The sequence below is a fragment of the Streptomyces sp. BBFR2 genome (genome assembly GCF_044497305.1).
Classification (GTDB): Bacteria; Actinomycetota; Actinomycetes; order Streptomycetales; family Streptomycetaceae; genus Streptomyces.
On sequence record NZ_CP172415.1, the window covers coordinates 482,298 to 499,131 of the forward strand.

The window sequence follows — 16,834 nt, forward strand, 5'->3', positions numbered from 1 at the left end:
GTGTCATCGTCAAGACATCCGATGGCGGTCTTCCGTTACCGAAGGCCGCCGGGCCCTCTTGACGGGCCCCGGGCCGCCCCCAAGAATGAGCCCGCCCTGACAACGTTGTCGGCTCCCGTGGTGCCGGCCCGCCGCCCTGCCGCGCGCCCCGGTGCCCGGCCGCGTCCGGTGGGCCGCGCCGCGCTCACCCCGGAGGTCCACCCATGCCATGGCCCCGTCGCACCCGGCTGCGTACCGCCGGTGCGGTGCTGGCGGCCGCGCTCGTCGGGGGTGCGCTCGCAGCCCCCGCCGCGCAGGCCGCGCCGCCGTCCGGCCGCCTCACCGACCTGGTCAACACCTTCATCGGCAGCCGTAACGACGGCAACACCTACCCGGGCGCGGCCGTGCCGTTCGGGATGGTGCAGCTCTCCCCCGACACCGGCCACACCACGGGCTACGACTACGACGACGACCACATCCGCGGCTTCAGTGCCGTGCACATCTCCGGCGTCGGCTGCGGTCTCGGCGGCGATCTGCCGACGCTGCCGACCACCGGCGACGTCACCGAGACCGACTACGCCAAGTACGCCGCGGCCTTCAGCCATGACGGCGAGTCGGCCCGCCCCGGCTCGTACCGCGTCGAGCTCACGTCGTACGGCGGGATCGGCGCGGAGCTGACCGCGACCGCGCACACCGGGCGGCAGCGGTATGTCTTCCCGGCGACGGAGAAGGCGAATGTGCTGCTCAACGCCGGTCAGGCGCTGCACGAGGTGGTCTCCAGCCGGGTCGAGGTGCTGGACTCGCACACCGTGCGCACCGCCGTCACCGGCCGCGGCTTCTGCCAGGACACCCGGCCGTACACGGTGTACACGCTCACCCGCTTCAACCGGCCGTTCGCCTCCTACGGGACGTGGCGGGGCGACACGGTGACGCCCGGTTCGGCGGATTCGACGGCGGCGGGGCGGCACGGTGCGTACGTCCGCTTCGACACCCGGAAGGGCCGCACCGTCGAGGCGGCCACCGCGATCAGTTATGTGGACGCGGCGGGCGCGGCGCGCAATCTGCGGGCGGAGGGCGGGACGTCCTTCGACCGGGCGCGGGCCGCGGCGGACGCGGCGTGGGAGCGGCGCCTGGGGCAGGTGCGGGTGGCCGGCGGCGATCCGGTGCTGCGGCGGACGTTCTACTCGTCGCTGTACCGCTCGTTCCTCGCGCCCAACACCGGGATGGATGTGGACCGCCGCTACCGGGGCTGGGACCAGCGCGTTCACACCGCACGCGGGTTCACGTACTACCAGAACTGGTCGCTGTGGGACACCTACCGCACCCAGGCGCAGCTCCTGGCGCTGCTCGCGCCGCGGGAGTCGCGGGACATGGCGCTGTCGGTGCTGCGGGCCGGCGAGGAGAGCGGCTGGCTGCCCAAGTGGGGCTACGGCACGGTCGAAACGAACATCATGACCGGCGATCCGGTGACGCCGTTCCTGACCAACGCCTACCGGCAGGGGCTGCTCGCCGGGCACGAGGAGGAGGCGTACGCGGCGTTGAAGCGGAACGCCGACGGGGTGCCGCCGGCCGATTCCCCGGCGGTGGGCCGGGAGGGCAACGCGGAGTACCTCAGGAACGGTTTCGTCCCGTTCCTCAAGGGGCGTCCGCACGCCAAGCCCGGGGACTCCGACTTCGACCACGGCGGGTCGGCGACGCTCGAATACGCCCTGGCGGACGCGGCGCTGGCGCGGATGGCGCGCGATCTGGGGCATGACGCGGACGCCGACCGGTACGCGGCGCGGGCGCAGAACTACCGGAAGGTCTTCGACGCCTCGACCGGCTTCTTCCGGGCACGGGACGGGCGGGGCGCGTTCACCGGGCCCGCCGATCCGGCGAAGAGCGAGGGGTTCCACGAGGGCACGGCGTGGCAGTACCAGTGGCTGGTGCCGCAGGATCTGCCCGGGATGCTCTCCCTCATCGGCGGCAAGGAGAAGGCGACCGAGCGGCTGGACTCCTTCTTCGCCTACGGCGCGCTGCTGAAGGACCCGGAGCGGACCGCGCGCGAGGTGTGGGTCAACGGGCCGTACGACTACTACAACGCGGACAAGTACAACCCGCAGAACGAGCCGGACCTCATCGCGCCGTACACGTATCTCTCCACCGGTCAGCCGTGGAAGACGACGGATGTGGTGCACGCGGCGCTGACGCTGTTCACGGACGCGCCGACCGGGATGACCGGCAACGACGATCTGGGGACGATGTCGGCGTGGATGGTGCTGTCGTCGATCGGGGTGTTCCCCGTGCAGCCCGGCACCGACACCTGGGGGCTGAGCACTCCGGTCTTCGACCGCGTCGACCTGCGGCTGGACCGGGCGTTCTACCCGGCGGGCCGCTTCACCGTGACGGCGCCCGGTACGTCGGCGCACGACCGCTATGTGCGGTCGGTACGGCTCGACGGCGTCGCGCGGCAGCGGACGTATCTGACGACCGGGGAGCTGCGCGGGGCGCGGGAGCTGGCGTTCACCGTGGGCGGATCGCCGTCCGGGTGGGGCACCGGCGCGGCGGACGCGCCGCCGCCGATGGACCCGGCGGGCGTACGGCCGGGCCGCGCGGGCTGAGGGCGGCGTCCGGGGCGGGCGGCGGGTGTGCCGTCCGCCCCGGGCGGGCGTGGTCAGCCCTGGAGCGCGGTCCAGAACTCGTCGAAGGACATCCGGCCGTCGCCGTCGGTGTCCTTGGCCTTGATGACGGACTCGGCGATCGGGCCGGTGACGAACGGGTCGCCCATCTCCGCCATGGCGCGCTTGAACTCATCGGCGGTGACCAGGCCGTCGCCGTCCCCGTCGAACCGCGCGAACTGCTCCCTGGCCTTCTCGATGTCTGCCATGCGAGTGCCCCCTTCGTGTGCTGGACGATCCGTGTCGCTGATATGACCTGCGTACATTAACGGGGCCGGTCAGCCGCCCGCCGGGCGGGCCCCGGCGCGGGCGAGGTAGGGGGCGGTGCGGCTGCCGGGGGCGGCCGCGACCTGCTGGGGGGTGCCGGCGGCGACGATCCTGCCGCCGTCCGCGCCGCCGCCGGGCCCGAGGTCGATGACGTGGTCGGCGCCGGCGACCACGCCCATGTCGTGTTCGACGACCACGACGGTGTGTCCGGCGTCCACCAGTCCGTGCAGTTGGCGCAGGAGTACCTCGGTGTCGGCGGGGTGCAGGCCGGTGGTGGGCTCGTCGAGGAGGTAGAGGGTGTGGCCGCGGCGGGTGCGCTGGAGTTCGGTGGCGAGTTTGATGCGCTGGGCCTCGCCGCCGGAGAGTTCGGTGGCGGGCTGGCCGAGCCGCAGGTAGCCCAGGCCCACCTCGCGCAGGGTGCGCAGGCTGCGGGCGGCGGCGGGGACGTCGGCGAGGAACTCCGCGGCGGCGTCGACGGTCATCGCGAGGACGTCGGCGACGGTCCGGCCGCGGAAGGTGATCTCCAGGGTCTCGGGGTTGTAGCGGGCGCCGTGGCAGGCGGTGCAGGGGGCGTAGGTGCCGGGCAGGAAGAGGAGTTCGACGGCGACGAAGCCTTCGCCCTGGCAGGTCTCGCACCGTCCGGCGGCGACGTTGAAGGAGAAGCGGCCGGCGGTGTAGCCGCGGGCGCGGGCCTCGTCGGTGGCGGCGAAGACCTTGCGGACCGCGTCGAAGAGGCCGGTGTAGGTGGCGAGGTTGGAGCGCGGGGTGCGGCCGATGGGCTTCTGGTCGACGCGGACCAGCCGGCCGACGGCGGACAGGCCCGTCACGGAGGCGATCCGGGCGCGGTCGCCGTCCGCGTCCTCGGCGTTGCCGTCGTCCGGGGCGGCCGGTTCCTCCGCCGCCCCCAGGTGGTCGCGGACGGCGTCGGCCAGGACCCGGGTGACGAGGGTGGACTTTCCGGAGCCGGAGACGCCGGTGACGGCGGTGAAGACGCCGAGCGGGAAGTCGGCGTCCAGCTCGCGGAGGTTGTGGAGGGTGACGCCGCGCAGCGCGAGGGTGCCGGTGGGCGTGCGGGGGGTGCGCTGCGGGGGCGGCGCGGGGTCGAAGAGGAAGCGGCGGGTGGCGGACTCCGTGGCGTCGGCGAGCGCGGCGACGGGCCCGCTGTGCAGGATGCGGCCGCCGTGCTCACCGGCGCGCGGACCGACGTCGACCAGCCAGTCGGCGCTGCGCACCACGTCCATGTCGTGTTCGACGACGAAGAGGGAGTTGCCCGCCTCCTTGAGCCGTCCGAGGACGCCGAGGAGGGATTCGGTGTCGGCGGGGTGGAGTCCGGCGGAGGGTTCGTCGAGGACGTAGACGACGCCGAAGAGGCCGGAGCGGAGCTGGGTGGCGAGGCGCAGGCGCTGGAGTTCCCCGGCGGAGAGGGAGGGCGCGGGGCGGTCCATGGCGAGGTAGCCGAGGCCGAGTTCGGTGAGGACCTCGATGCGGGCGACGAGGTCGCGGGCGAGGGTGGCGGCGACGCCCTCGTCGTCGCGGTGCGCGGTGGGCGCGAGCAGGGCGGCGAGCGCGCCGAGCGGGCGGGCGGCCAGTTCGGCGATGTCGTGGCCGGCGAAGGTGACGGCCAGCGCCTCGGGGCGCAGCCGCCGTCCGCCGCACGCCGGACACGGTTCGGTGATCATGAAGCCGCGGACCCGGGTGCGCAGCGTCTCGCTCTTGGAATCGGCGAAGGTGTGCAGCACATAGCGGCGGGCGCTCATGTACTGGCCCTTGTACGGGCGTTGGATGCGGCCCGCTTCGCGGACCGGTTCGACGGTGACGACGGGCTGTTCGTCGGTGAAGAGGATCCACTCGCGGTCGGCGGGCGGCAGGTCGCGCCAGGGCCGGTCGATGTCGTGGCCGAGGGTGGCGAGGATGTCGCGGAGGTTCTTGCCCTGCCAGGCGCCGGGCCAGGCGGCGACGGCGCCCTCGCGGATGGTCAGCGACGGGTCGGGGACGAGGGAGTCCTCGGTGACGCGGTGGACGCGCCCAAGACCGTGGCACCGCGGGCAGGCGCCGGCCGCGGTGTTGGGCGAGAAGGCGTCGGAGTCGAGGCGGGCGGCGCCCTCGGGGTAGTCACCGGCGCGGGAGAAGAGCATCCGCAGCGAGTTGGAGAGGGTGGTGACGGTGCCGACGGAGGAGCGGGCGGACGGCGCGGAGCGGCGCTGCTCCAGGGCGACGGCCGGCGGCAGCCCGCTGACCTGATCGACCTTGGGCGCGCCGACCTGGTGGATCAGCCGGCGGGCGTACGGGGCGACCGATTCGAAGTAGCGGCGCTGCGCCTCGGCGTAGAGGGTGCCGAAGGCCAGGGAGGACTTGCCCGATCCGGACACCCCGGTGAACGCGACCAGCGCGTCCCTCGGGATGTCCACATCGACGGTGCGGAGGTTGTGCTCACGGGCGCCGCGCACCCGTACGTACGAGTCGGTCATCCCTCCATGATCGGGCACCGTCAGGCGGGGGCGATGACCGCCCGGGTGCGGGCGCGTGCCTCCTCCCAGGGCAGCGGCGTGGCGACGACGGCGCGGAGCGCCCGCACCTGGCGGGGCGGCAGTCCGGCGGCGAGGACGCCGGTGGCGGCGCCGTCGCGTCCGTAGAGGGCGACGGCGCTGCGGGCGGCGCGGTCCAGGACGGCGGTCTCCGTCCGGTCGGCGCCCGCGGTGAGTCCGTACGCCTGGAGCTTGATGCCGTACTGGTCGGACCAGAAGTACGGCACGGGGGCGAACGGGCGGCGCTCGGGTGCGGGCGTGGCGTCCGGGGCGTCCTCGGCGGCGGGGGCACCGGGGGTCTGTTCCGCGGCGAGTTCGGCCAGGAGGTTGCGGGCGGCGGCCATGCCCTGCTCGGTGGCGTTCATCCGGTGCTCGAAGCGGAGCGGGGCGCCGTGCAGCGGGTGGTCCCAGCGGGCCACGTCCCCGGCGGCGTAGATGCCGGGGGCCGCCGCGCAGTACGCGTCGCAGCGCAGTCCGTCGGTGGTGTCGAGGGCGGGCTCGCCGCGCAGCCAGCCGACGGCCGGTGCGGAGCCGATGGCCAGCAGGACGGTGTCGGCGGGCAGTTCGGTGGCGTCGGTGAGCCGGACCCCGCCGGCCGTGCCGGGTACCGGGCCGGTCAGGAACTCCGCGACGTCGCCGGTGACCAGGCGGACGCCGCGGGTGCGGTGCTCCTCGGCGAGCAGCGTGCCGACCTCGGGCCCGACGGCGCGCGCCATCGGGACGGGGTCGCGGCCGACGAGGGTGACGTCGTGCCCCAGCTCCCGGGCGACGGCGGCGGCCTCGCAGCCGAGGACGCCGTTGCCGACGACGACGAGGCGGTGGCCGGTGCCGGAGAGCCGGGCGCGGAGCGCCACCGCGTCGTCGAGGGTGCGCAGGGTCAGGACGCCGTCGAGGCCGTCCGCGCCGGGCAGGGTGCGGGCGGTGACGCCGGTGGCCACGATCACCCCGGCGCAGGCGAGGCGTTCGCCGCCGTCGAGCGTCAGGGTGCGGGTGGCGGCGTCCAGGCCGGTGGCGCGGGTGCCGAGCCGCAGGTCGAGGTCGAGCGGGGCGAGCTGGTCGGCGGTGCGCAGCAGCAGCTTCTCGCGCTCCCAGGTGCCGTGCAGCAGTTGCTTGGACAGCGGCGGCCGGTCGTACGGCAGGTGGGGTTCGTCGCCGATCAGGGTCAGCGGGCCCCGCCAGCCGGAGCGGCGCAGCGTCTCGGCGGCGGCCAGTCCGGCGGCGGAGGCGCCGACGACGGCGAGGGGGCGGGCGCTCACGCGTGCAGCTCGATGACGGCGGCGGGGCAGAGGGCGGCCGCCTCGCGGACCGCGTCGTGCTGCTCGGCGGGCGGCGCGTCGTCGAGCAGCACGACGACGCCGTCCTCGTCCCGCTGGTCGAAGACCTCGGGGGCGACGAGCACGCACTGACCGGCGGCGCAGCACTTGTCGGCGTCAAGAGTGATCTTCATGGCAGGTAACTCCTGTGTTCGGTGGGTCTGTTGGTGCGTACGTTCCGAGGGTCCGGCGGAAGGACGGTACCGCCGTCAGAAGGTGACCGGCAGGGCGTGGCAGCCGTAGATCGACATGTCGGTGCGGAACGGGATGGCGTCCAGCGGTTCGGCGGGCCGCAGGCCGGGGAAGCGGCGCAGCAGGGTGGCGAGCACGACCTGGAGTTCGACGCGGGCCAGCGCCTGCCCCAGGCACTGGTGGATGCCGTAGCCGAAGGCGACGTGGTGCTGGGCGTTGGGGCGGCGGATGTCGAGGCGGTGGGCCTCGGGGAACGTCTCCTCGTCACGGTTGGCGGAGGGGACGGCGACGACGACGCCCTCACCGGCGCGGATGAGGTGGCCGCCGATCTCGATGTCGGCGGTGGCGACGCGGCGCGGGCCGTTGCGGATGATGCTGTGGAAGCGGAGCAGTTCCTCGACGGCGCCGCGGATGAGCGCCGGTTCCTCGCGCAGTTGCCGGGCGCTCTCCTCGTCGCGCATCAGCGTCAGGGCGCTCAGCCCGATCATGTTGGCGGTGGTCTCGTGTCCGGCGATGAGCAGCAGGGCGGCGAAGGCGGTGACGTCGTCGTGGGTGATCTCGCCGGTGCGCTGCTGTTCGGTGATGAGGCGGCCGAGGATGTCGTCGCCCGGCTCGGCCTCCTTCGCGGTGACCAACCGGTCGAGGTAGTCGCGGAGTTCGCACCGCGCCTCCTCGCGCTCGGCGTCGGTGACGGTGCGGGAGAGCAGGGTGCCGGTGAGCCGCTGGAAGAGGTCGTGATCGTCGTACGGGACGCCGAGCAGCAGGCTGATGACGAGTGAGGGCACCGGCAGGGCGAGGGCTTCGACGAGGTCGGCGCGGCCGTGTGCGCGCACGGTGGCCTCCAGGTCGTCGCAGAGGCGGTCGGTGAGCGCCTGGATCTCCGGGCGCAGCGCCTCGACGCGCTTGACCATGAACTCGCGGGTGACCATGCGGCGCAGCCGGGTGTGCTCGGGCGGGTCCATGCGGATGAAGCCGCGCCGTCCGGCGGGGGCGCCGCCGGTCATGCCGCTGAGCGGGTAGCCGGGGCGCGTGGTGTCGGAGCTGAATCGGGTGTCGCCGAGGATCGCGCGGATGTCGGCGTAGCGGGTGGCGAGCCAGGCGGTGGTGCCGTCGGGCAGCGCGATCCGCGAGAGCGGTTCGGCGGCACGCAGCGCCGCGAACTCGGGCGGCGGGTCGAAGGGGCAGCCCTCCGGCGGCTGCACGGGGAGGGGGGCCGGGACGGCGTCGGTGAGAGTCATCTCGCTCAGCTCCTGATACGCGCGGTGGCGGAAGCGGGCGCCGGAGCCCCGACGCTCGCCTAACAAGCGTAAACTTACACGCGTAATGAGGAGGTAAACCGAGGGGGATGGCGGGCGGGTCGCCGGGCGGAGGTGCGGGGATGACGGGGGATCAGCGGTGATCGGGCCGAGATGTCGGGCCGAGAGGTGGCGAGTTCGGCGAGGCCCGGTCGGGAGGGGTGCGCGGGGAAGCCCGAGGGGCGGGGCGTCGGGCGGGGGCCGGGACGGCGGAAGGCCGGGGGCCGGGACGGCGGAAGGCCGGGGGCCGGGCGGGGCCGGGGCGGCCGGCCAGGACAGGACGTGTGCGGTGCGAGGCCGTGCGCGGGTCGGGGGACCGTCCGAAGGCGGGCCGACGGGCTCCTCCTTGCGCCCTCGGGTGGCCCCGGCACCGGAGACCCGGCGCCCCGCAGGCTCGGCGCCCCCGCTGTGCGGCGCCCCGCACTCTCAGCGCCCTGAGGGCTCGGCACTCCCCCTCCGGCGGGCTCGGCTTGCGGCCCCTCCGGCAGAGCCCGGCGCCCGCAGGTACTCCACCGACCAGCACCCGAAGGCCCGCACCCCGCAAGCTCGGCGCGGCCCTGCGCCCCCGGATTCGGCGCCCCCGCGCGCCACCCCCTCGACCTCGGCACCCGGCGTGCTCGGCGCTCCGCACCCGGCGGGCTCACCCGGCAGGCTCAGCTTCCGCCTCCTCGGCCAAGTCCCCCGGCGCCCGTGGGCATCCGCCGACCGGCCCCCGGAGACCCACCGCCCCGCAAACTCTCCGCGGCCCGGTGCCCCCGGATTCGGCGCCCCCGCGCGCCACCCCCTCGACCTCGGCACCCGGCGTGCTCGGCGCTCCGCACCCGGCGAGCTCAGCTTCCGCCCCCTCAGCCCAAGCCCCCGGCACCCGCAGGCACCCCGGCGCTCCGGCGCCGCCCCGGCTCGGCGCCCCGGCGCCCGAAGGTCCGGCGTCCCGCAGGGGCCCGTGCCCGCTCAGCGTTCCAGCAGGAGTTGGAGCATTTCGTCGATGAAGCGGTCCAGGCGGGCGGTGTCCTTGCGGCTGGGCATGACCTGCCAGAGCATGACGCGGCCGTGGACCGCCGACCACAGGACGTACGGCGCCTCGGCGCGGGTGCAGCGGATCCGCCAGCCCGCCTCCTCGCAGGCGGTCAGCGCGTCGAGCCAGCCGCGCACCAGCACGCCCGCCGGGTGGCCCGCGAGACGCTCCGGGCCGACCGGGGTCTGCCGGGTGCCGTAGAGGAGGCGGTAGGTGGCGGGGTGGTCGATGGCGTAGCGGCAGTAGGCGCGGAGCATGGCGCGGAGGCGGGCGACGGGGTCGCCGGAGGGTTCGGCCTGCGCCGCGGCCTCGGTCATGGCGGCGGCCAGCCGCTCGAAGCTGGTCTCCAGCGTCGCCCAGACCAGCTCGGTCTTGTCGGCGAAGTGACGGTAGATGCTCGGGGCCGCGACGCCCGCCTCACGGGCGACGGCGCGCAGCGACAGCGCGTCCTCGCTGCCGACCTCTTCGAGCAGCCGCTCGGTGGCCCGCAGCAGCTCCGCCCGCAGCCGGTCGCCCTGACCCCGCGGATTCCTGGCCCGGACGGCCGCCTTCCCGCTCACTGCCCTCCGGCCCCCGTTCCTTCTCGCCACGGTCGGCCGGGGCCCTGGCCGGGCCCCGGATTCCTCCCCAAGGGTGGCACACCGGCCGCCGGAGCGGCGGATGCCCGGCGGGCGGGCCCGGCCGTGCGCGGTCAGCGGCCCGCCACCAGGCCCGATGCGGCCGCACCCCTGCTGAGCACCGTCTTTCCGATCGCGGCCCGTTCCTTGACCCACAGTTTGGTGCGGTTGAGGTTGATGGTGCGCAGCGGTTCGGTGCGGGTGAGAAGCTGCGGGACGTACTCCGTGTCGGTCACCTGCCAGCGGTCGCCGGGCCGCTCCGGCGGGACGAAACGGAAGCGTGCGACGGTGCCCCAGGTGCCCTGCGGTCTCTTCATGGAACCGGCGATCTGGTCGCCGAGCCCGTAGACCACCCAGACGCCGTTGACCTTCTCGTACGCCTGCGGGGTGTGGGCGCCGGAGCCCAGGATCAGGTCGATGTCGGGGCGGCCGTCGGTCTCCGCCGCGGTGAGGGTGCGGGCCAGGGCGAGCTGGGTGGCGTCGGGGGCGGTGCGGTACGCGGTGCCCCACGCCACGCTGACCACGACGAGGTCGGCGCCGGCCCGCCGGGCGGCGCGGGCGTCGGCGATGATCCGCTGCTCGTCGACGAGGGAGACCGCCCAGGGTTTCGCGCCCCGGGCGGCCCTGCCGTTGCCGAGGGCGTAGGAGAGGTGGGCGACCTCGGCGCCGCCGCGCGCCCGCAGCAGCGCGGGCCGGGTGCCTTCGACGGCGTTCCGCGCGGAGCCGGTGTGCCGCAGCCCGACGGTGTCCAGCGCCTCCAGGGTGGAGTGGATCCCGGCGTCGCCGCGGTCGAGGGTGTGGCCGGAGGCGGTGGCGCAGGAGTCGAATCCGGCGTCCTTGAGGGCGGTGGCGACCTGCGGCGGGGACTGGAGGGCGCCGGAGCCGGTGAAGGGGCCGGTCAGCGGGCCGAGCGGGGTTCCCAGATGGCACAGGGCGAGGTCCGCCTCGGCGATGACGGGTTTGATGCCCTTGAGCATCGGTCGGTAGTCGTAGCCGGTCAGGCCTGAGCCACGCCGGGCGGAGGCCGGGGCGTCGCCCTTCGCGGTGTCCAACGCCGCCGGGGACGAGGCGAGGACGTCGCCGGACGCGACGAGGGTGAAGGGCGCCTTGGCCTCCGTGGGCTGCGGGGCTCCGGCGTGACCGCCCGCGGCGGCCGGGGCGGACGGGGCCGGTCGGGGCGGCGGGGCGGCCGCGGGCGCACCGCAGCCGGCGGCGAGGGCGGCGAGCAGAGCGGTCGCCGCATACCGGGTGTACTGGCTCATCCCTGACGCATATCAACACGATTCTTCCGATAAGACGTGTGCGGCGCGGTTCGCCGGTTTATCGCCCGGACGGCGGCGCGGCCGCCCGGGCCACCGCCATCGGTGACCGGCCCCCGGGGCTCTCCCCCGCCCGGCCGCCGCCCCTACGCTGCCCGGATGGATATCCACGACCGGCACGGCACGGGCCTTTTCCCGCCCGGCCTGACCATGCTCCGTACGGTGCGGCGCACCCCTGACGGGCGGGAGTGGCTGGCGCGGCTGCCGGAGCTGATCCGGTCCGCGCGGGAACGTTGGGGCCTGCGGCTGGGCGCTCCGTACGACGGCGGTAGCTGCGCCTGGGTCGCGCCCGCCGGGCTGCCGGACGGTACGCCCGCCGTCCTGAAGATCGGGCTGCCGCACCGGGAGGCCGAGGGGGAGGGCCCGGCGCTGCGCGCCTGGGCGGGCGACGGCGCCGTACGGCTGCTGGACGACGATCCGGCGCTCGGCGCGCTGCTCATCGAGCGGTGCGCACCGGGCACCCCGCTCGCCGCCGCGCCGCTGCCGCCGGAGGAACGGCTCATCCGCGCCGCCGAGGTGCTGCGCCGGCTGTGGGCGGCGCCGCACCCGGCGGACGGCGGACCGGAGCGGATGGCGGATGTGTGCGACGCGTGGGCCGCGCTGGTCGAGGAGCGGGCGGCGCGGCTGCGGACCGGATACGACCCGGGGCTGGTGGCACTGGGCGCGCGGCTGCTGCGGACGCTGCCGCGCGGCGCCCGCCGCCGGGCCGTCGTCCACGGCGACGCCAACCCGGGCAACATCCTCGCCGCCCGGCGCCGCCCCTGGCTGGCCATCGACCCCAAGCCGATGACCGGCGATCCGGCGTACGACCCGTGGCCGCTGCTGGCGCAGATCGACGACCCGTTCGCCCGCCCCGGCCCGGGCCCGGTGCTGCGCGCCCGCGCCGCGCTGCTCGGCGACGCCCTCGCCCAGGACCCGGCGCGGCTGCTGGCCTGGTCGGTGGCGCGCGGGGTGGAGAGCGCCCTGTACGAGGCGGCGCACGGCGACCTCCCGGGCGGCGCGGAGGAGTTGCGGCGGGCGCGGGTGGCGGCGGAACTGGCGGGGTGCTGAGCGGCTGCGGCCCCGGCCGTGTGGTTCACGGCCGGGGCCGAGGAGCACACGGCCGGGGCCGAGGAGCACACGGCCGGGGCCGAGGAGCACACGGCCGGGGCCGAGGAGCACACGGCCGGGGCCGAACGTTCCCGGCCGCCGGGACTTGCGCGGCAACAGGCCGGTGGCGGCGGATGGCGCGTACGGCCGGGCCCTGAGCCGTATGCGGGCGACTTCGAGCCGCGCAGCGGTCCTTGGGGGAGGTGCGTCCCGGGCCTGCGTACCGACGGCCCCGGTGAGGCGCGCCGTCGGACTCCGAGCCGTCCATGAGGCCGCGGAGGCGCACGGCGGCCCAGCGGAGGCGCACGGCGACCACGCCCGGCGCCCGCCCCGCGCCGAAACCGGCGGCCTCTTTCCCAAACCCCTACCGGACAAAGGGAGTTGACCGTCCGGAATCCGCTCACCCCTCCGGCGTACGCCGGGCCCGGGGGCTTCCCGTTCGACCGGTGGGGCCGCACCATGCGGGAGGGGCCGGTGCGGCGGGCGGCCGTCCCGTACGCGCCCGTTCCCCGCCGCGCGTGCCGACTGGAGGCCGCATGGCCGTCGAACCGTCCCTGTCGCCCCGCTCCCCCGCGTCCCCGCCGAGACGGCATGTGCTGGGGGCTGCGCTGGCCGTCGGCGCGGTGGGGGCCACCGGGAGAGGTGCGGCGGCGGCCGCGGCGGGGCCCGTGGCGGCGCGGGAGCGGCGGGAGGCGGAGCCCGGCGATCCCTGGGCGCGGGTCCTCGACGACGCCGACCCCGTGTGGCGGCGGCTGCCCGCGGCGTGGCACGAGGCGCCCTTCCTCGGGAACGCGCTGCTGGGCAGCCAGGTGTACGCCGAACCGGACGCGAACGCGGTGCGGTTCACCGTCCAGCACAGCGAGGTGCAGGACCACCGGCCGGAGTTCGGGGCACTGTTCGGGCTGGCGCGGCTGCCGGTGGGGCACTTCACCCTGGAGCCGGCCGGCCGGATCACGGCGGTGGACTGGCGGCTGCGGCTGCGCGACGCGGAGCTGACCGGCACGGTCACCACCGACCGGGGCACCCTGACGGTGCGGGCGCTGGTGCACACCTCCCGTTCCGTACTGGCGGTCGAGGTCGTGCCGAGCGCCGGGGAGCGGGCGTTCCGCTGGGTGTTCCATCCGGCCGAGGCGATCAGTCCGCGCGCCGCGTTCAAACCGGCGCCCGAGGGGTACACCGGCAACCCGCCCGCCCGGATCGAGGAGCACACGGAGGCGCGCGCCGCCGTACAGCCGCTGCTGGCCGGCGGGGAGCACGTCACGGCGTGGCGGGAGCGGACCGGCGGGCACGGGGCGCGGACGCTGTACGCGGCGGTCGTCCCGGCGCGCCCGCGCCGCGCGGTGCGGCGCCGGGCGCTGCGGACGGTCCGGGACGCCGCCGCGCTGCCGTACGACGCGCTGGCGGCGGACCACCGCACGTGGTGGCACTCCTACTTCCGCCGCGGCTTCCTGTCGGTCCCCGACGCCCGGCTCCAGCGGTTCTACTGGATCCAGTTGTACAAGGCGGCGTCGGCGGCGCGCGCCGCGGCGCCGGTGATGGCGACCTGCGGCCCCTGGCTGGAGCCGACGCCGTGGCCCGCGACCTGGTGGAACCTCAACGTGCAGTTGGAGTACTGGCCGATCCACGGCGCCAACCACCTCGAACTGGACGCGGTGACGCGGGCGCTGGGCGAGTACCGGGAGGCGCTGTCGGAGCAGTTGGAGGCGCCGTACCGGGCCGGGTGCGCGGGCATCCCGCGGACCACCGACCGGTTCCTGCGGGGCGGTACGGCGGTGCCGGGCGGCGGGTACCCGGTCGGGGTGCCCGGTCAGGATCCGCCGGCGCCGGAGGTCGGCAATCTGACGTGGGCGCTGCACAACGTGTGGCTGACCTACCGTCACACCATGGACGAGGGCGTCCTGCGCGATGTCCTCTTCCCGCTGCTGCGCAAGGCGGTCGCCTACTACCTGCGGTTCCTGGAGCGGGGCCCGGACGGCCGGCTGCATCTGCCGGCGACGTTCTCCCCGGAGTACGGCGTCGACGCGCGGGACTGCACCTTCGATCTGGCGCTGCTGCGGTGGGGCTGCGCGACGCTGCTGGACGCGGCGCGGACGCTGGGCGTGTCCGATCCGGCGGCGGACCGCTGGCGGGAGGTGCTGGCCCGGCTCGCGCCGTACGCGGTGAACGGCGACGGCTTCATGATCGGCGCGGGCGTCCCGTTCGCGAAGTCGCACCGGCACTACTCCCATCTGCTGGCGGTGTACCCGCTGTACGAGATCACCTGGGAGCAGCCCGAGCACCGGGAGCTGATCGAGACGTCACTGCGGCACTGGGTCGGGTTCGAGGGAGCGTTGCAGGGCTACACGTTCACCGGCGCGGCGTCGATGTGCGCGCAGATGGGCCGGGGGGACGAGGCACTGGGCCATCTGCGGACGCTGCTGGACCGCTTCATCCGGCCGAACACGATGTACGAGGAGTCCGGCCCGGTGATCGAGACGCCGCTGTCGGCGGCGCAGTCGCTGCACGACATGCTCTGCCAGAGCTGGGGCGGGGTGATCCGGGTCTTCCCCGCCGTCCCGGCGTCCTGGCGCGAGGTGCGGCTGCACGATTTCCGCACCCAGGGCGCGTTCCTGCTGAGCGCGGCGCGTACCGGGGGCCGCACGCGGTGGGTGCGGGTGTTCAGCGAGGCGGGCGCGCCGTGCGTGGTGCGGCACTCGCTGCCGGGCCCGGTGGCGATCACCGACGGCCACGGCCGCCCGCTGCCGTACGAGGAGAGCGGCCCGGGGACGGTGCGGCTGCGGCTGCCCCGGGGCGGCACCGCGCTGCTCGCACCGCCCGGGGAACGTCCGGACACCCGGCCCGCACCGGTCACGCCCGACGGCCCGGCACCCCGCTGGGGGCTTCCGGACTGAGAGCGAGGCGGGGTGCGGACCGGTCGGTCGGGCGGCGGGGCGCGGCAATCCTCGTCAGGTGGCGGATCACTCGGCGGGCGGGCGCGGCGATGCTGGGTGGAGTCCCCGGCGCCGTCGGCCCGTTGTGGCCGCCGCCCCCTCAGTTGCACCCTCTAGGGAAAACTCCATGATGAACATGACGCACACGGCCCCGAGCCCGGACGGGAGGGCCCGACCGGTACGGGTCGTTGTCATCGACAGGGATCTGGTGACCCGCCACGGCCTGGTCGGTCTGCTCCGGGCCAGCAGCCGGTTCGCCGTCGTCGGTGAGTCCCAGGACTTCGGACAGGCCCTGGAACTCGTCCGGCATTCCGCCCCCGATGTGGCACTGCTCGGCCTTTCCGGAGGAGAAAGCCTCGATACGCTGCCCGGGCTTTCCGTGCTGTGCGAGGTGGTACTGCTCGCCCACCGGGAGCGTCCGCAGGAAATCCAGCAGGCCGTACGGGGCGGTGCGGCCGGTTGTCTGATGCACCGGGAATTCTCGGTGACGGACCTTTACACCGCGGTCGCCTCGGCCGCCCGGGGGCGCGCTTCGCGTACCGGCGCAGCGTCCGGCGCGTTCTCCGGAAAGCTGCGGATGACGGCACCGCGGTGTGACGGTATCGGGCCCGGCGCCCGTACCGGATCGCTCTCGCGGCGGGAGAGCGAAATCATGGGCCATATCTCACGCGGGCGCAGCAACCGGGAAATAGCCGACGCGCTTTTCCTGAGCGAGAAGACGGTCAAGAATCATGTGAACCGTATCTACGGGAAGCTGCGGGTCCGTACCCGTGCCGCGGCGGTGGCCCTCTGGCTCGGCGCCGATGTCGAGGCGAGCGACCGGCCGGCGGCCCGCCGCTCCTGATCTTCCGGTCACCCGGACCGCCCGGCGGCTCCCATGTTCCCGCCGGGCGATCGGGCGTACGGCGGCCGGACGGACCGGCCGCCCGCTCAGCCGGCCATGCCGGACTCCGCGACGATGCGCCGCAGCTCCTTGAGGGCGTAGTGGTTACGGGACTTGACGGTACCGGTGGGGACGCCGATCGTCCGGGCGGTGTCCGGTATCGACCGGTCCATGCAGTGCAGATGCACCACGACCTCCCGGTGCGGCGGGGAGAGCAGCGCCAGGACGCCCGCCATGTCCTGGGCGAGGGCGACCTGTTCGGCGCCGTCCGGGACCGCCTCGGTGTCCGGCGGCGTGGGGTCGGCGGTCTGCCGGGGGCGGGCGTTCTTGGCCCGGTAGGCGTCGATGACCAGGTTCCGGGCCACGCGGAGCAGCCAGGGGCGCATCGCGTCGCCGGTCCCGTCGCGGTGACGGTCGAGTTTCGCGGCGTTGCGCCAGGCACGCAGAAAGGTCTCCTGGACGAGGTCTTCCGCGGTTTCCCTGCCGACTCCGCCGACCCGCATCACATAGTGCTCCAGGGCGGTGCGGTGATGGGCGTAGAGCCCTCGCAGGAATGCCTCGTGGTGCGTTGTCTCGTCCGTCACGGCACCCTTTCCCGGGCCGACCGAAAGGCGCTGGTTCTTCATATGGGAGCTTTCCTGACCGGGGAGTCTGCTGAGGGGCCGCGCGGATTCCGGCGATCGGGTTCCCGGAACCCGCGCGGCGGGACGGCGGCGCATTCCGCCCCGCGCGTTTCCGTACCGCACGGGCCGG

General features: G+C 75.0%; 12 protein-coding genes. 4 read left to right on the top strand and 8 right to left on the bottom strand.

The genetic code is table 11. The features are described from left to right. Positions 1-203 precede the first annotated feature (203 nt). Entirely contained in the window at positions 204-2,579 is a 2,376-nt protein-coding gene (locus ACGH2B_RS01805) for a GH92 family glycosyl hydrolase (RefSeq protein WP_399082949.1), read from the top strand. Positions 2,580-2,632: 53 nt separating this feature from the next. Here ACGH2B_RS01805 and ACGH2B_RS01810 read toward each other — a convergent pair whose 3' ends face one another. The 7 genes from ACGH2B_RS01810 to ACGH2B_RS01840 all read right to left on the bottom strand — a co-directional run bounded on the left by ACGH2B_RS01810 (position 2,633) and on the right by ACGH2B_RS01840 (position 11,122). Further along, complete coding sequence (locus ACGH2B_RS01810) at positions 2,633-2,845, bottom strand: EF-hand domain-containing protein (RefSeq protein ID WP_399082952.1); 213 nt, start codon at positions 2,843-2,845, stop codon at positions 2,633-2,635. A 69-nt stretch (positions 2,846-2,914) separates the two neighbouring features. After that, positions 2,915-5,371, bottom strand: coding sequence for an ABC transporter (locus ACGH2B_RS01815; protein ID WP_399082955.1), 2,457 nt, complete (start codon positions 5,369-5,371; stop codon positions 2,915-2,917). Between the two features lie 20 nt (positions 5,372-5,391). After that, a complete protein-coding gene (locus ACGH2B_RS01820; protein ID WP_399082957.1) occupies positions 5,392-6,684 on the bottom strand; it encodes an NAD(P)/FAD-dependent oxidoreductase in 1,293 nt (430 codons plus the stop codon). Beyond that, a complete protein-coding gene (locus tag ACGH2B_RS01825) occupies positions 6,681-6,875 on the bottom strand; it encodes a ferredoxin (protein WP_399082960.1) in 195 nt (64 codons plus the stop codon). The genes ACGH2B_RS01820 and ACGH2B_RS01825 overlap by 4 nt, the downstream gene beginning before the upstream one ends. 75 nt (positions 6,876-6,950) lie before the next feature. Continuing rightward, positions 6,951-8,171 carry a cytochrome P450 gene (locus ACGH2B_RS01830; RefSeq protein ID WP_399082963.1) on the bottom strand — a complete coding sequence of 407 codons (1,221 nt, stop codon included), beginning with the start codon at positions 8,169-8,171 and terminating at the stop codon, positions 6,951-6,953. 1,008 nt (positions 8,172-9,179) lie between these two features. Beyond that, positions 9,180-9,803, bottom strand: coding sequence for a TetR/AcrR family transcriptional regulator (locus tag ACGH2B_RS01835; RefSeq protein WP_399082966.1), 624 nt, complete (start codon positions 9,801-9,803; stop codon positions 9,180-9,182). A 131-nt stretch (positions 9,804-9,934) separates the two neighbouring features. Further along, complete coding sequence (locus tag ACGH2B_RS01840) at positions 9,935-11,122, bottom strand: CapA family protein (protein ID WP_399082969.1); 1,188 nt, start codon at positions 11,120-11,122, stop codon at positions 9,935-9,937. A 156-nt stretch (positions 11,123-11,278) separates the two neighbouring features. On the opposite strand from ACGH2B_RS01840, the gene ACGH2B_RS01845 reads away from it, so the two are divergent. The 3 genes from ACGH2B_RS01845 to ACGH2B_RS01855 all read left to right on the top strand — a co-directional run bounded on the left by ACGH2B_RS01845 (position 11,279) and on the right by ACGH2B_RS01855 (position 16,042). Then, entirely contained in the window at positions 11,279-12,229 is a 951-nt protein-coding gene (locus ACGH2B_RS01845; RefSeq protein ID WP_399082972.1) for an aminoglycoside phosphotransferase family protein, read from the top strand. A gap of 575 nt (positions 12,230-12,804) precedes the next feature. Continuing rightward, the gene (locus ACGH2B_RS01850) at positions 12,805-15,159 is read left to right on the top strand and encodes a glycosyl hydrolase family 95 catalytic domain-containing protein (protein ID WP_399082976.1); all 2,355 of its coding nucleotides are present in this window, start codon (positions 12,805-12,807) and stop codon (positions 15,157-15,159) included. A 166-nt stretch (positions 15,160-15,325) separates the two neighbouring features. Further along, a complete protein-coding gene (locus ACGH2B_RS01855; RefSeq protein ID WP_399082979.1) occupies positions 15,326-16,042 on the top strand; it encodes a response regulator transcription factor in 717 nt (238 codons plus the stop codon). Between the two features lie 86 nt (positions 16,043-16,128). Here the strand turns inward: ACGH2B_RS01855 and ACGH2B_RS01860 are convergent, their stop codons facing one another. Further along, on the bottom strand, positions 16,129-16,665 hold the full coding sequence (locus ACGH2B_RS01860) for a sigma-70 family RNA polymerase sigma factor (protein WP_399082982.1): 537 nt from the start codon (positions 16,663-16,665) through the stop codon (positions 16,129-16,131). Positions 16,666-16,834 lie beyond the last annotated feature (169 nt).

Excerpts from the sequence above, each read along its gene's own strand:
- ACGH2B_RS01805 (WP_399082949.1), top strand. The coding sequence starts at position 204 with ATGCCATGGCCCCGTCGCACCCGGCTGCGTACCGCCGGTGCGGTGCTG.
- ACGH2B_RS01810 (WP_399082952.1), bottom strand. The coding sequence starts at position 2,845 with ATGGCAGACATCGAGAAGGCCAGGGAGCAGTTCGCGCGGTTCGACGGG.
- ACGH2B_RS01815 (WP_399082955.1), bottom strand. The coding sequence starts at position 5,371 with ATGACCGACTCGTACGTACGGGTGCGCGGCGCCCGTGAGCACAACCTC.
- ACGH2B_RS01825 (WP_399082960.1), bottom strand. The coding sequence starts at position 6,875 with ATGAAGATCACTCTTGACGCCGACAAGTGCTGCGCCGCCGGTCAGTGC.
- ACGH2B_RS01830 (WP_399082963.1), bottom strand. The coding sequence starts at position 8,171 with ATGACTCTCACCGACGCCGTCCCGGCCCCCCTCCCCGTGCAGCCGCCG.
- ACGH2B_RS01840 (WP_399082969.1), bottom strand. The coding sequence starts at position 11,122 with ATGAGCCAGTACACCCGGTATGCGGCGACCGCTCTGCTCGCCGCCCTC.
- ACGH2B_RS01845 (WP_399082972.1), top strand. The coding sequence starts at position 11,279 with ATGGATATCCACGACCGGCACGGCACGGGCCTTTTCCCGCCCGGCCTG.
- ACGH2B_RS01850 (WP_399082976.1), top strand. The coding sequence starts at position 12,805 with ATGGCCGTCGAACCGTCCCTGTCGCCCCGCTCCCCCGCGTCCCCGCCG.
- ACGH2B_RS01855 (WP_399082979.1), top strand. The coding sequence starts at position 15,326 with ATGATGAACATGACGCACACGGCCCCGAGCCCGGACGGGAGGGCCCGA.